Here is a 13866-nt window from a genome sequence, read left to right as displayed (position 1 = left end):
GACGGATCATGCGGCGGACGCGGGGCCCGGCACGCCCACAGGCGTGGATCAACTCGCCGGCAGTACGAGCGTGCATGTCTCCCCGGGCGCGACGGTGACGGCGCGGTCGGCCAGCACCACGCGGATCGGTGACTCCTCCGAGTCGGGCACACTGATCTCCAGCTGTTCGCTCCGGCGCCGTATGCCGACACCCCAGTGACCGCGGTAGCGCAGCGAGAATCCGTACTCGGAGAGCGCCGGAAGAGGCACCGGGTCCAACCACAGCGCGTCCTCGCTCGTCCCCAGTCCCGTCAGACCGCGCTGGACCAGGTCGAGGGTTCCGGCCATCGCCCCGAGGTGGATGCCTTCGCCGGTCGTGCCGCCCTGGATGTCGGCGATGTCGGCCTCCAGGGCCTCCTGGACGTAACTCCACGCCTCTCCTCGCCTGGCCCTGGCGAGGACCAGGCCGTGGACGAGCCCGCTGAGTGTGGAGCCGTGGCTGGTGCGCCGCAGGTAGTAGTCGACGGTTCGGCGCCAGACCTCGTCGTCCAAGTCGTACCCGAGGTGCCGGAACAGGGTCCGCAGCTCGGCGGGCGAGAACAGGTGGCCGAGCATGAGGACGTCGGCCTGCTTGGACGCCTTGTAGCGGTTGACCGTGTCGCCCTCGGCCTCCAGGATCCGGTCCAGCCGTCGGATGCTGGTGTGGCGCGCCCGGTAGGCGTCCCAGTCGAGCTCGGCGAGGTCGTCGTAGCCCTCGAACTGGCTGATGACGCCCTGGTGGAACGGCACTCGCAGCCGCCGGGAGACCTCCTCCCACCTCGGGAGTTCGTCGCCGTCCAGGCGGACGCGCTCGAACAGTTCTTCGCGGCGCCAGGCGGGGAGGCGGCGCAGCAGGTCCAAGGCGCGGGTGAGAACCCAGGCGGCGGTGACGTTGGTGTACGTGTTGTCGTCCAGTCCCGGCCGTGCGGCGCCCGGGTAGGCGTCGTGGTACTCGTCGGGGCCGACGACGCCGCGGATGCGGTAACGGCCCGTGCCGGGGTCGAAGTCCGCGAGGTCCGCCCAGAAGCGGGCGATCTGCAGCAGCATCTCCGCGCCCTTGGTGTGCAGGAACTCGGTGTCGCCGGTTGCCTCGCAGTACTGCCACACGTTGTAGGCGATCGCCGAGCCCACGTGGTGCTGGAGCCGGGAGTGGTCCGGAAGCCAGCGCCCCGAGCGGGGGTTGAGATGCCACTCCTGGGTCTCTTCGCGGCCGTCGCTGCCGCTCTGCCAGGGGTACATCGCCCCGGCCCGGCCGATCGCGGCGGCCGCCCGGCATGCTCGCGGGAGCCGCCGGTACCGGTAGTTCAGCAGTGCCTGGGAGACCTCCGGAAAGTGCAGGTTGAGATAGGGCAGGACGAACAGCTCGTCCCAGAAGACATGCCCCCGGTACGCCTCACCGTGCAGTCCTCGGGCCGGCACGCCCACGTCCAGATCCGCGGTGTGCGGGGACAGCGTCTGCAGGACGTGGAAGAGGTGGAGGCGCAGGACGCGGCCGGCCGGGCCGGGCACCTGGATCTCCGCTCGCCGCCACAACCGCTCCCACCCGGCGAGGTGGGAGTCCAGCAGGGACGAGAAGTCCGGAGCCGTGGAAACGCGGTCGAGTGCTGCTTCAAGCGGGTCGCTGATCGCCGTGTCGCGTGAGGTGTGCAGCGTCACGGTCTTCTCGACAGCGACGGGACGGCCGGGAGCGATCGGGACCACCATGCGGTGGACGGCACGGCGGCGGGCCGCGCGAAAACCCGACGAGGCCGCGGACCCGTCCGCGAGTACCGTCCGGGCGGCCATGGACACACTGATGTCCGAACGACTGGTGTGGCAGCTCAGCCAGACCGTGTCGGGCTCCTGGGTCCCCGTCCGCACACGGGTCACATGCCTGCTGTTGAGAGCACGGTAACGGTGCACATTGCCATTGATCACCTCGCCGTCGAGACAGGACTCGATCTCGATCTCTCCGGACCAGTTCCCGGCCGTGAAAACCGTCCGCAGCGCGGCGAGATGAGGATCCCCCGCGTGCACCAGGCGGGTCTGTGCAACGCCGAGCACGCCGACCCCGTCGTCCCGGTGGCGGAACGCGCGGGTGAGCGTGGCACGGCGCAGGTCCAGAGTGACCCGGTAGTCCAGGAGGACGTGCGTGTCCGGGGAGAACCACGGGCGCCAGGCTCCCTCGGCGGTGCGGACACGGAACCGCAGCAGCAGCCAGTTGGGGAGGTTGACCAGGTCCTCGTTCACCACCCGCCGTCCCGCGACGGTCGACTCCAGGCGGTTGTAGCACCCGGCCGCGTAGGTTCCCGGGTAGTGCACCAAGCTGGCCCGGCACTCGGGCGCCGCGCCGCGCGTGGCGAAGTAGCCGTTGCCGAGCGTGCAGAGTGATTCACGCAGCCGCTCGGCAGCGGGGTCGTAGCCCTCGTACTGCCACGTCCACTCCGACATCTGTCGCCCAACGCCGGATCAGGCCCGCTGCGGAACGACGGCCACCGGGCATTCCGAGTGATGCAGCAGGGCGTGGGCGGTCCTGCCGAGTTGCAGACCGAAGCGGCCCTGCCGCCTCAGTGCACCGACGACCACCAGGTCTGCCTCGGCCGAGGTGTCCAGGAGAACCTTGTGCGCGGGGCCTTCGACGACTTGGCGATGCACATCGACCTGCGGGTGATTCCTTACGGCGTCGCGCAGTGCGCCGGTGAGCAGAGCGGAAGCCGGCTCCTCGTTGGCACTGGCGGCATCGTCCGCGATCAGAGGATGGTCCACGTCCTTATGGGCGGGGCGGCGCCAGGCCCGTACGGCAGTGAGGGCGCACCCGCGCGCCTCGGCCTCGCGGAAGGCGAACCGCACCGCGGCCGAGCCGTCTGCGGAGCCACCCACGCCGACCACCACCCGGCCGAAGGAGCCCTGTCGGCTCCGCTCCCCGCCGCGGACCACAATGACCGGGCACACGGCACGGGCGGCCACCGTGAGGCTGACCGATCCCAGCAGCAACCCGGCGATCTCGCCGCGGCCGCGAGAGCCCGTGACCACGGCCGAGGATTCATGAGCCGCGTGCAGCAGTGCGGACACGGCGTCGCTGGGCAGCACTTCGCTCGACACCTTGACCTCTGGGTTGCGCAGTCCGGCGCGTTCCGCGCAAGACGCGGCGATGTGCTCGGCCATGACCTCTTCGGCCGGACGGTCGGCACGGAAGGAGGGGCGGCTTCCCTCGTACCGCTCCCACAAAGACGCATGGACGAGCCGCAGAGACAGCCCGAGCCGCGCCGCCTCGTCCACCGCCCAGTCCAAGGCCTGCAGGCTGGAATCCGATCCGTCGACACCCACCACGAGCGGGAGTTCCATGGTCACCACCACCTTCCTGCCGGGCCACTGCCGGAAACCCCCTGTCAATACCGTCGCACCCCCCTGGGGCCATCGCGACACGTGGACCGACTCTCGTCAGGGCGCCTCGGCCCAGGTTGCAGTGTGTCGATTTGCGACGATTGTGGAGACAGGTGAGAGAGCGGGGCGGGGTGCCGCTCTGCGCATCGTCACCACGGCCGTCTCATCGGCCTGATACGAGCCCGCCTCCGCTTCGGGGTCATGGTGAAGGGGAGGCGACTGTGATTGCCGGGTCCCGTGTTTTCAGCGCCCTGACCAAGGAGCATCAGGAGCGGCTCATGTCGCTCGCTCATGAGGTGTCGTTCGCCACGGACGAGCGCGTCTTCAACGAGGGCGGCAAAGCCGACCGCTTCTGGATCATCCATACGGGCACCGTCGCTCTCGACGTCCACGTGCCCGGCCGCCGCGGCGGTCATGGAGACCCTCGGTGCCGGGGCACTGCTGGGCTGGTCCTGGCTGGTCCCGCCCCATCACTGGCACCTGGGGGCCCAGGCCGCCAGCCCGGTACGTGCCTACGAGTTCGACGCGGCCGCGGTCCTTGAGCTGTGCGAGAACGACGCCGAGCTGAAGCAAGCGCTGTGGACCTATGTCGCGGGAGTGATCGCAGGGCGGCTCAGGTCCTCCGGGTGCGGCTGCTCGACCTGTACGCGCCCCACGGCGCCGGCGAAGTGCCCTGACGAGGCAGCACGAGGAGGCCCGAAGTGCCTGAGACCCCGCACATCGTGAGCGATGTGATGACGCAGACGGTCGTGGCCGTCGGGCGCGACGCCCCCTTCAAGGAGATCGTCCGGACCATGGAGCAGTGGAAGGTCAGCGCCATGCCGGTCCTGGAGGGAGAAGGGCGTGTCATCGGCGTCGTCTCCGAAGCCGACCTGCTGCCCAAGGAGGAGTTCCGCGACAGCGACCCGAACCTCTTCGAGCAACACCGACGCCTCTCCGATCTCGCCAAGGCCGGGGCAGTGACGGCGGAGGAACTCATGAGCACTCCCGCGATCACGGTCCACGCCGACGCCACCCTGGCCCAGGCGGCAAGGATCATGGCCGTCAGGCACGTCAAGCGGCTGCCCGTGGTCGACGACATCGGCATGCTCCAGGGCATCGTCAGCCGCGCCGATCTACTGAAGGTCTTCCTGCGATCGGACGAGGACATCGAGGAGGAGATCCGCCGCACCGTGGTGTCCTACCTCTTCCCGGCCCTCAGCCACGGCATCCACGTGAACGTCCATGAGGGAGTCGTCACCCTTCGCGGACACATCCACGACACGTCCCTCATCTCGGTCGCCGTACGCCTCGTGCGCGCCGTGGAAGGCGTCGTGGACGTCGAGCCCCATCTCACCGGTCAGTCAGCCGACCGGGAGGCCCCCGAGCAAACTCAGTGAGCGGTTGCCCGTCGCGGACGCCGACTTGCTGCGGTCCCCTGGCGCGTCAGGGCCGGATGTCGAGTACCTCCGACACCGGGCGGCGCGGTGTGCCGGGGCCTTTGGGGCCGTAACCCAGGCGCAGCAGCATCTGCGTGTAGCCCGTCCCGGACACCGGGTCGCGCAGCGGCCAACGCAGGTCCGTCCATTCGACGGGCTGGGTGGCGAAGGAGCTGGACACACCTTCCAGGGTGGCAAGCAACAGGACGCGTTCCATGGCCTGGCCGGCGCGCAACCAGTCCTCCGGGTGGTCGTGGATCGTGCTGACCAGGGCCAGCTGAGGGTTCCGCTCGAAGTCCGCCGCGTCCCGTCCCGCCACCTGTCGCGGGCCCGCGAAGTCGCGCATCGGAGCCTTGCCCCCGCGCTTGCGCGGCCCGAAGGCATAGTCCGGGACTCCGTCGTCGGTCATGTTCACTGACGGGGCGTCAACACGGGTCCATTCGGTCAGATCCTGGTCGGTGCCACGGTCGGCGAGGTTGCGTGCCTCGGCTTCCTGGACCATGTCCAGCACCTCCTGCAGATGCCATGAGGTCGGGAACGTCAGTACGGCTCCCTCAAGGCGAGCGGCCTCGCTGAGCGCCCTCCGCACGGCATCAGGGATCTCCGTCTCCTCGAACGGGAAGCGGCTGCTGTGCCGCTCGTGAATCGCCGGATACAGCCCGCCGAGGTCACTCTCCCCGCTTCCGGTCTCCCCGCTTCCGGGTCCGCTCAGCCGCACACTCGCGAGGAGCGCCGGGTCGGCCGGCTCGTGCAGCAGCCGGGTCTGCGGATACCAGCCCTCGTGGGCCGCCGCGACCCTCAGGTTCAGCAGCGCGGCGCCGCAGCCGATGTGAAGGGCGCGGGTTCGGGGGTCGGAGTGCGGCATGGCGCGCTCGAAGTCGGCGCGCATCTCGAATGTGCGGCTGTGCCGGACGTAGCGGAAGCGCCAGGGCTGTGCGTTGTGCATCGACGGGGCGGCGGCAGCGTCTTGGACCAGGGCCGTCACGCGTTCGTCGGACAGTGCTTGTTCGCTCACCGGATCCTCCTCTCGCGAGTCGGCGGCACCCCCCGGGACGGGATCAGTCGGTCACTCTTCGCTTGGTGACGGGTGCGCGTAGGGCGGGCCGCGTCCCGGGGCCGCTCACTGGTCGGCAGGAGTGATGCGCCGGCCCGTGAGGCTCGCGGGCCGGATCGACACCCACATCTCGCGTGGACCGCCCGCCCATGGCTCGGTGTGTGCGCGCTGGGCGAGCCCACGCACGGCGTCGGGCTCCGTAACGACGTTCGCAGGGCCGACTGCGAGCACACTCCAGCCCTGGCTCATCGCCTCATCCACGTGGTCGACCTCGAAGGCGACCTCCGTTCCGACAGCCGCCGCGGGCACGGAGTCGGGCGCGGTCCGGAAGACGATCGCGTCATCCACGACTTCGTAGTTGACCGGGACGACCGCCGGGCGGCCGTCTGACGCCAACACCGCGATGCGACCCACACCGTGCGTGGAGAGCAGGGTGCGGCATTCCGCCGGGTCGAGGTCCCGCAGCTGAGGGTGGAGCAGGGCGTGGCCCTGACCGGGGGGCAGATCGATGCCGCCCCCGCGCAGGGCGGCGACGGTAGTGCCCAGGGCGTCGGCCAGCCTGATGAGAGTCGCCACGGTCGGGTCGGCGGGTTGTTCCTCCAGGTACGCGAGATAGTCCGGCGACATGCGGGCGCGACGGGCTGTTTCCCCTCGGCTGAGCCTCTGCCTCTGGCGTTCGACGGCCACGCGCCGGCCGATGTCTCCGGGGTTGGGCGTCCCGGTCGGCGAGGCGGCCGCTGGCGCGGCCCCCACATCACCGTGTTCGACGTGGCGGATGTGTGCGTCGGGCCCGGGGAACACGAGCGTCACTTCGTCCGTGTCCGACCAGCGCACATCGTAGGGGGGTGTTCCATCCCCATGGTGGAGTCCGACGATCTCGCCGTCGCGCCTGGTGACGCCGGTCGCCGGGCTTTCGATGACGAGATGGTCGCCGAGATGAGCTCGCATGATCGCCGCCCTCTCCTCAGACTGGTGCTGTATCCAACCTGCCACGTACGACACACCGCCGCATGGGCCGACAGACCCCCTTTCCGCACGCAGGATGGGCCGTGCGACTGGCTGTCACGTCCCGGAAGGAGAGCCGACATGCACCACCGAACGGTCGCGGAGCTCATGACCCGAGGCGTCGTCCGAGCGCGGCGTGACATGCCGTTCAAGGAGATCGTCAGGCTGCTGACGGAGAACGACGTCACCGCCGTACCCGTGGTGGACGATCTGGACCACCCCATTGGCGTGGTGTCCGAAGCCGACCTGCTGCGCAAGAGCGCCGACCGGGCCGACCCGTCCGGTCGTGTCCCGGTTCCGCACCTGGAGGCATGGGAACGCGCCAAGGCCGAGGGTTCCCGCGCCGAGGAACTGATGTCGGCTCCCGCGGTGTGCGCGCGCCCGGAGTGGAGCGTGGTCGAAGCCGCCCGACTGATGGAGGCCCACCACGTCAAGCGGCTGCCCGTGGTGGACGAGGCGGACCGCCTCCTGGGCATCGTCAGCCGCGGTGACCTGCTGCGGATCTTCCTGCGTCGGGACGACGCCATCCGCGACGAGATCACCGAGGACGTGCTGTGGCGCACCATGGGGCTTGCTCCCTCAGAAGTGACCGTCGAGGTGCGCGACGGGCGGGTCGACCTCGGTGGCTCCGTAGAGGTCAGGAGCCTGATCCCCGTCATCGAGCGGCTGTGCCGGAGTGTCGACGGCGTGGTCTCGGTCGCCGAGCACATCGCGTACCGGACCGACGACGCCCGGCGGCCCTCCACCGACAGTTGAGCCCTCGCACGACCGTGGCCGCGCGAGGGCCTGCGGAACGGATCCCGGTGGCCGGTCGTGCTGATGTGCTCGGTGTCGGAGTTCGGCGGCAGAGTCGTGCGGTAGTCGAACTGGCCGAGGCGGCGGGTGTTTCTGCGGACCACCCCAGTGTGCTCCTTCTTCCGGATCTCACCGTGGATGTCGAGCGCTCCCTCGTCCTCCCGCCTCTGCTGTGTCGTGCGGGATGTGACATGGGTGCTCCTCCTTGCTTCTTGCCGGACTCCCGATCCGGCATCGGATACCGGAGGTCGTGCGGGTCGGCCGCGCCGTCGTCGGTCACAGGGGCCATCCAGCGACCTGGCGAGAGCTCGGTCGGTTTGCGCCCACCCCCTCGATGTCGCGCTCGGCAGCGTTCAGCAACTGCTGGGCGAGGTCGTGCATAGCGCGGCCCGCCGCCAGTTCGTCACCGATCTCCGGCACGTTCGTGTCCGCCGGATGACAGTGCGCGGCCCCGTGGCCGGTGAGCGCCGTGGTGCCGGTGTCCAGTACCACGCGCGCATTCGTCGTTCCCTCGTCGTCTTCGAAGAGGTGGAGGCGAACCTTCCATTCGCCCGTATGCGGCATCACTTTGCTCTTCACTTCGGTACGGACCGATGTGATCCGGATGCGGTTCGTTCTGAGACCGAGCGCCGTGCGGAGACGGCCTGCATCTGCTCCTCGATACGCCGCCGGACTCGGACGGCGAGTGCGCTCAAGTGCTCGGAGGCCGTCGCCCGAGGCGCGACCGGCGCTCGGATCCGGCGGGCCGCCGAGGGCAGCCCGCCCAGGTCCGCGGCGAATCTCTCCCGGCACACGTCGAGCGTGGGCCTGGCGCCGGTGCGCTGCCCGTTCCGCATCACCGTCTCCAGCAATGGGCTGCCGTCGTCGGGTGGTTGCTCATCGGCGAGACCGATCACGTCGGCGCAGCCGGCACGGCGGAACACCTGCTTGGAGCCCGGTGCGGTCACTTTCGCCGCCGAAAGCTTCATCACCGGGCGTCCGTCATACTCCACCAGCTTGTACGCGGAGTCCAGATAGGGTGCGTCGGCCGAGACCCCGACGCGGGTGCCGACGGCGTACATGTCGATCGGGGCTCCGGAGCGGACCAGGTCGTCCACGGCGTACTCGTCGAGACCGCCGCTCGCGATGATCCGTACGTCCGGCAGATCCTCGTCCTCGAGGACGGAGCGGGCCCGGGCCGCCAGAGCCCCGAGGTCGCCACTGTCCAGACGTATGGCGGAGCCGGGTCCGCGGTCGAGGTCCTTCAGGACCCGCGCCGCGACACGGACGCCCTCCACGGTGTCGTAGGTGTCCACCAGGAAGGTCAACGAGCCGGGGTGGGACCGTGCGAAAGCACGGAACGCCTCTTCCTCCGAGGGGAACGCCTCCACGAAGGAGTGGGCCATCGTGCCCACGGCAGGTACACCGACAGCCGTTGCCGCGGCCACGTTGCTGGTGCCGGCGAACCCGACCATCGCACCGAGACGGGCGGCCTGGAACCCGGACTGCGTCCCGTGGGTCCGCCGCAGGGAGAAGTCCACGACCGGATGCCCCGCCGCCGCGAGCACGCACCGCGCGGCCTTCGAGGCGATGGCCGTCTGATGGCTGAGCTGGTTGAGCACATACGTCTCGGCCAGCTGCGCCTGCGGAAGCGGCGCGGTCACCTCCAGCAGGGGCTCTCCCGCGAGCACGATCCGCCCCTCCGGCACCGCCCGCACAAGGCCGGTGAACTCGAGCCCGAGCAGGGGCTCCAGATCACCCCGCTGCCGGTGCAGCGCGGAAGCGAAGGCGTCGACGTCCTCAGGGCCGACGCGGAAGCCGGACAGGTAGTCCAGGGCCGACTCAAGTCCCGCGGCGACCAGGAAGCCGCGCTCAGGAGGAAGGTCGCGGACGAAAAGGCTGAACGTCGCCGGGCCGGTCGTCCCCTCCCGCAGATAGGACATGGCCATCGTCACTTCGTACAGATCGGTGGTCGTCGCATCGGACATCGACGTCGCCTCCTCGGTTCACGTCCCGTCACCGGCGGAAGCGCGCGGACCACAGGGGCTCCACCAGATCCCACTCCGCGTCCCACTGCGCGTACCTTCTCCGGTCCAGGACGTGGTGCATGCCTGCCTTCACCGCGAAGAACCCGCAGGCCACGCCGAGCCCCGCCAAACCACCCACGAACCAGCCAGTGGTCCTCGCGTTGAGCTCGCTGTTCGGCGGACCAGTGATGGTTCCGTCCCTGTCCACCCACACCGGCACGGCGGCGCCCTTGGGCGTTCCCGACTTCACGAGGGTGGTCGCCATCCGTACCGTGCCGTTGTCGTCGGTCCAGCGGACCCGCACCTGTTGCTTCCCGCTTGCGGTGACGTCCTTGCCCTCCGACGTCAGCCGGGCGGTGACCTCCTGCCGCTCTGCCGACTGCGCTCGCACGGTGCGCATCGACGACTCGTACGCCGTCAGCCCCGCGCTGAGCGCGGCCACCGGCAGGCCAAGGACGAGGAGCAGCATCAGGAAGCCACGGAACCAGGACTCGAACCTGTCGGATGTACGTCGCAGAGGGTTCGCCTCCTTTGACGTGTGCTCCTGGCGCGACGGGTGCGGGCCGGACGCGTACGGCGTGTCTTCTGCGCTCATGAGTCGGCCTCCAGCAACTTGCTGGTCCGTTCCCCCCGCTTCGTCCCACCATCCGACGGCAGCGGCCTCCGGTCACAGGGCCGAAAGTCCCTGCGGGGCCGACTTCCGGCCCAGCGGGCGCCGGCCGTCGAAGTGGTCCGTCTCCCGTTGTCCGCGGTCACATCTGGGGAACGATCGCGATGGGACACGGCGCGTGATGCAGTACCGCGTGATTGGTCAGGCCCAGTTGCAGGCCCAGGTGCCCCTGTCGTCTACGGGCGCCGACGACCAGCAGGTCCGCCTCCGACGCGGCCTCCAACAGTGCCCGGCGTGCCGATCCCTCGACCACCCGCCGGCTCACCGAGGTGTCGCGGTAACGCTCCGCCGAGTCGCGCAGGGCGTCGTCGAGTACCTGCGTCGGCGGGCGGTGATGGGCCTCCAGGGCGTACCACGAGGGCGCTTGAGGTGAGGTGAGAGCACCGTACTGTGCGCCCCAAGCGTGCACCGCGACCAGCTGACATTGCCGGACATGGGCCTCGCGGAACGCGAACTGCACGGCCGTGCCGCTGCCCTCCCCCTCCTCGACACCGACGGCGACACTCCCGAACCGGGCACCCCGGTGCTCCGCCGTGCCACGCACCACGACCACCGGGCAGTCCGCTCGTGCCGCCACGGCCAGACTGACCGAGCCCAGGAGCATCCCGGCAAGGTCTCCGAGCCCTCTAGATCCGAGCACCAGAGCGAAGGCGTTGCGCCCCTTGTCGACCAGCGCGGACGCCGCGTCCTCGTGCAGCACCTCGCTCGACAGCCGCACCGCGGGAACCCTCTCCGTGGCACGTTCCAAGGCATGACCGATCACGTCGGACACCTCGTGATCCCGCACCGCCGCATGCAGAAGGTGCAGGGGCACCGCGTGCCGGACTGCCTCGTCGGCGGCCCAGTCCACCGCCTCCAGGCTCGCCTCGGACCCGTCGACGCCGACCACCAGGGGAATCGTCACCGCCCCTGTCTCCTCTCGTGCCGGACGCCGCGCACCCATAGGTCCACATGCGCCGAAGAGGGGAATGGGGTACTCCTCGAATGAGGGAACGCCCCACGCTCGGCATGTCGGCAACACCCGACCAATCCGGCAAGCAGACTCATCAACCGTCATTTCCAGCTTCCTACGAGACGGAGGCAGCCGCCATGCAACCCGTCCTCACCGTGGGCCTCGACGGCTCACCCGAGAGTCTTGCCGCTGCCCGTTGGGCCGCCGACGAGGCCGAGAAGCGGGGGCTCACCCTGCGCCTGCTGCACGCCTGGCCGCTGCTGGCGCAGGAACCGACCAGCGTCCCCTCCGAAGTCGATCAGAACTACTGGGCGAAGCGTCTCGTCCACACCGCGCGGGCGGAGCTCCAGGCACGCCACCCCAGCCTGTCCGTCGTCGAGAGCCTGGTCGCCGACGACGCGCAGAACGCCCTGCTCCAAGCGGCGTCGGAGTCGGAGATGATCGTGCTCGGCTCACGGGGGCTGGAGCCCGTCGAGAGCTACTTCCTGGGCGACGTCAGCCTGCCCGTCGTGGCACGGGCCGAGCGGCCGGTGGTCCTGGTCCGCACCGAGACCCCGGAGGAGGGACCGGTTCCGGCATCCGCGAGCCGCGTGGTCGTGGCCCTCAAACTGCCCGGGTCCTCCGAGGACCTGCTCGACTTCGCCTTCCACGCCGCTGCGGCCAGGGACATCCCTCTCCTGGCCGTCCACGGCCGAAGCGTGCCGCTCCACGCGCGTGTGCCCTGGGGTGTGGACCACGACGCCACCGAAGAGATGACGCGGGACGCGCAGGCGCAGCTGAGCACGGCGCTCCGCCCCTGGCGCGAGAAGTACCCGCATGTGGAGGTGGCCGACAGCATCCGTCTCGCAAGCCCCGCCAAGGCCGTCGTACAGGCGGCCGAAGGTGCCGCGCTGCTGGTCGTCGGCCGACGGGAGCACCGTCGCGGCCTCGCACCTCACTTGGGTCCCGTCGCCCAGGCCGCCATTCACCACGGTCGCTGCCCCGTCGTCGTCGTTCCTCATGGCTGAGCCTGGGCTGCGCAGGAAATCGGTGGGGTGGGCCGACTCGTCCGTCCTCCGGTCCAGTGCCGACCACGACGGCGCGCCGCTGCCACGCGCGGAGGTACGCGAGACCCACACGGCGATTGTGTTCTTCGCCGGCGACCGCGTCTACAAGCTCAAGAAACCGGTGGACCTGGGATTCCTGGACTATACGACGGTGACGGCTCGCCGGGCCGCGTGCGAACGCGAAGTCGACCTCAATCGGCGCTTCGCCCCCGACGTCTACCTGGGCCTGGGCGAGATCCACAGCCCCGACTCGGAAGAAGCCGAACCACTTGTAGTGATGCGCCGCATGCCGGCGGACCGCCGCCTTTCCCGCCTGGTACGAGAAGGGGCAGCCGTCGACGACGTCCTGCGGGCCGTCGCCCGACACCTCGCCGCATGGCACGCGGATGCGCCCCGGAGCCGGGAGGTGAACGAACAGGGCACGCGGGACGCTCTGTCATCGCGCTGGGAATCCAGCTTCGCGCAGGTCCGAACGCTGACCGACGACGCTTTCGTGCCCGACGGGGTGGCGGAGGTCGAACGGCTGGTGCGCCGCTATCTCGACGGCCGCAAGCAGTTGTTCGACTCCCGTATCGAACATGGGCGGGTGGTCGACGGCCACGGTGACCTGCTCGCCGAGGACATCTTCTGCCTCGACGACGGTCCCCGCGTCCTGGACTGCCTTGAGTTCGACGACCACCTCCGCTATGTCGACGGCCTCGACGACGCGGCCTTCCTCGCCATGGACCTGGAACAGCTCGGCGCCCCGGAAGCCGCGGCCTACTTTCTCGCCCAGTACAGCGAGTACTCCGGCGACCCCGCACCCCCCTCCCTGTGGCACCACTACGTCGCCTACCGTGCCTTCGTCCGCGCCAAGGTCTCCCTGATCCAGGCACGCCAAGGCGCGCCCGGCGCTGAGGCAGTGGCGCGGCGCCTGGTCTCGACGGCGCTGCGTCACCTGCGCACCTCCGCCGTCGGCCTGATCCTGGTCGGCGGGCTGCCAGGCAGTGGGAAGTCCACCCTTTCCGGAGCTCTGGCAGACCGGCTGGGGGTCACGCTGCTCAGCAGCGACCGCCTCCGCAAGGAAACGGCGGGCATCCCCGCCGAGCAGTCGGCGGCGGCCGGCTACGGCGAGGGCTTGTACACACCCGAGTGGACGTCCAGAACCTACGCCACCCTCCTCGACCGCGCCTCCACCCTGCTGTCCTCCGGCGAATCCGTCGTCCTGGACGCCACCTGGTCCGACGCGACACAGCGTGAGGCGGCTCTGCGCGTGGCTGAACGCACCAGTGCCGAACTCGTAGCCCTGCACTGCCACGTACCGGGCGAGGTGTCAGCGGCCCGCCTGAGCGCGCGTGCCCCCGGAACATCCGACGCCGACCTCGACATCGCCTCCGCCATGGCGGCCGCGGAACCGCCGTGGCCCGAGGCTGTCGCGGTCGACACCAGTGGCCCGTTGGAGTCCGCAGTCGCCCAGGCACTGGCAACCGTACGCCCGTGGACCACCAGCCAGGCCCCGGTCTTCCGCCGGCCCTACATGGAGCCGGACTAGGGCGCGTA

12 protein-coding genes and 1 pseudogene are annotated in these 13866 nt (G+C 70.0%); 5 read left to right on the top strand and 8 right to left on the bottom strand.

From position 1 onward, the window contains the following. Positions 1–48: 48 nt before the first annotated feature. Together ACZ7NC_RS22320 and ACZ7NC_RS22315 are read right to left on the bottom strand one after the other, a co-directional pair. On the bottom strand, positions 49–2448 hold the full coding sequence (locus ACZ7NC_RS22320) for a glycoside hydrolase family 65 protein (protein ID WP_471490630.1): 2400 nt from the start codon (positions 2446–2448) through the stop codon (positions 49–51). Between the two features lie 18 nt (positions 2449–2466). Further along, positions 2467–3342 carry a universal stress protein gene (locus ACZ7NC_RS22315; protein WP_471490629.1) on the bottom strand — a complete coding sequence of 292 codons (876 nt, stop codon included), beginning with the start codon at positions 3340–3342 and terminating at the stop codon, positions 2467–2469. Positions 3343–3659: 317 nt separating this feature from the next. Between ACZ7NC_RS22315 and ACZ7NC_RS22310 the strand changes: the two are divergent. Together ACZ7NC_RS22310 and ACZ7NC_RS22305 are read left to right on the top strand one after the other, a co-directional pair. Continuing rightward, positions 3660–4058: pseudogene (locus ACZ7NC_RS22310) on the top strand (cyclic nucleotide-binding domain-containing protein). Positions 4059–4082: 24 nt separating this feature from the next. Then, positions 4083–4760 (top strand): CBS domain-containing protein, encoded by a 678-nt coding sequence (locus tag ACZ7NC_RS22305; protein WP_471490628.1) that lies wholly within the window; start codon positions 4083–4085, stop codon positions 4758–4760. Between the two features lie 46 nt (positions 4761–4806). Here the strand turns inward: ACZ7NC_RS22305 and ACZ7NC_RS22300 are convergent, their stop codons facing one another. Both ACZ7NC_RS22300 and ACZ7NC_RS22295 read right to left on the bottom strand, forming a co-directional pair. After that, on the bottom strand, positions 4807–5814 hold the full coding sequence (locus tag ACZ7NC_RS22300; protein WP_471490626.1) for an Acg family FMN-binding oxidoreductase: 1008 nt from the start codon (positions 5812–5814) through the stop codon (positions 4807–4809). A gap of 105 nt (positions 5815–5919) precedes the next feature. Next, the gene (locus tag ACZ7NC_RS22295) at positions 5920–6801 is read right to left on the bottom strand and encodes a pyridoxamine 5'-phosphate oxidase family protein (RefSeq protein WP_471490625.1); all 882 of its coding nucleotides are present in this window, start codon (positions 6799–6801) and stop codon (positions 5920–5922) included. 138 nt (positions 6802–6939) lie between these two features. Here ACZ7NC_RS22295 and ACZ7NC_RS22290 point away from each other — a divergent pair, with 138 nt between their 5' ends. After that, entirely contained in the window at positions 6940–7614 is a 675-nt protein-coding gene (locus ACZ7NC_RS22290; protein WP_471490623.1) for a CBS domain-containing protein, read from the top strand. Positions 7615–7929: 315 nt separating this feature from the next. On the opposite strand, the gene ACZ7NC_RS22285 is transcribed toward ACZ7NC_RS22290, so the two are convergent. The 4 genes from ACZ7NC_RS22285 to ACZ7NC_RS22270 all read right to left on the bottom strand — a co-directional run bounded on the left by ACZ7NC_RS22285 (position 7930) and on the right by ACZ7NC_RS22270 (position 11233). Then, positions 7930–8217, bottom strand: a complete 288-nt coding sequence (locus ACZ7NC_RS22285; RefSeq protein ID WP_471490699.1) for a DUF1876 domain-containing protein — start codon at positions 8215–8217, stop codon at positions 7930–7932. A gap of 11 nt (positions 8218–8228) precedes the next feature. Continuing rightward, positions 8229–9620: a nicotinate phosphoribosyltransferase gene (locus ACZ7NC_RS22280; protein ID WP_471490622.1), complete on the bottom strand. Its 1392-nt coding sequence runs from the start codon at positions 9618–9620 to the stop codon at positions 8229–8231. A gap of 28 nt (positions 9621–9648) precedes the next feature. Continuing rightward, positions 9649–10254 (bottom strand): Rv1733c family protein, encoded by a 606-nt coding sequence (locus ACZ7NC_RS22275; RefSeq protein WP_471490621.1) that lies wholly within the window; start codon positions 10252–10254, stop codon positions 9649–9651. Positions 10255–10411: 157 nt separating this feature from the next. Beyond that, positions 10412–11233 carry a universal stress protein gene (locus ACZ7NC_RS22270; RefSeq protein ID WP_471490620.1) on the bottom strand — a complete coding sequence of 274 codons (822 nt, stop codon included), beginning with the start codon at positions 11231–11233 and terminating at the stop codon, positions 10412–10414. Positions 11234–11418: 185 nt separating this feature from the next. Here ACZ7NC_RS22270 and ACZ7NC_RS22265 point away from each other — a divergent pair, with 185 nt between their 5' ends. Together ACZ7NC_RS22265 and ACZ7NC_RS22260 are read left to right on the top strand one after the other, a co-directional pair. After that, positions 11419–12288 (top strand): universal stress protein, encoded by an 870-nt coding sequence (locus tag ACZ7NC_RS22265; protein ID WP_471490618.1) that lies wholly within the window; start codon positions 11419–11421, stop codon positions 12286–12288. Further along, a complete protein-coding gene (locus ACZ7NC_RS22260) occupies positions 12281–13858 on the top strand; it encodes a bifunctional aminoglycoside phosphotransferase/ATP-binding protein (RefSeq protein ID WP_471490617.1) in 1578 nt (525 codons plus the stop codon). The genes ACZ7NC_RS22265 and ACZ7NC_RS22260 overlap by 8 nt, the downstream gene beginning before the upstream one ends. Positions 13859–13866 lie beyond the last annotated feature (8 nt).

This window comes from Streptomyces sp. NPDC111802, from assembly GCF_055634335.1.
The sequence above is the reverse complement of the archived record's forward strand: the minus strand, read 5'-3'. Positions and strand labels throughout refer to the sequence as shown.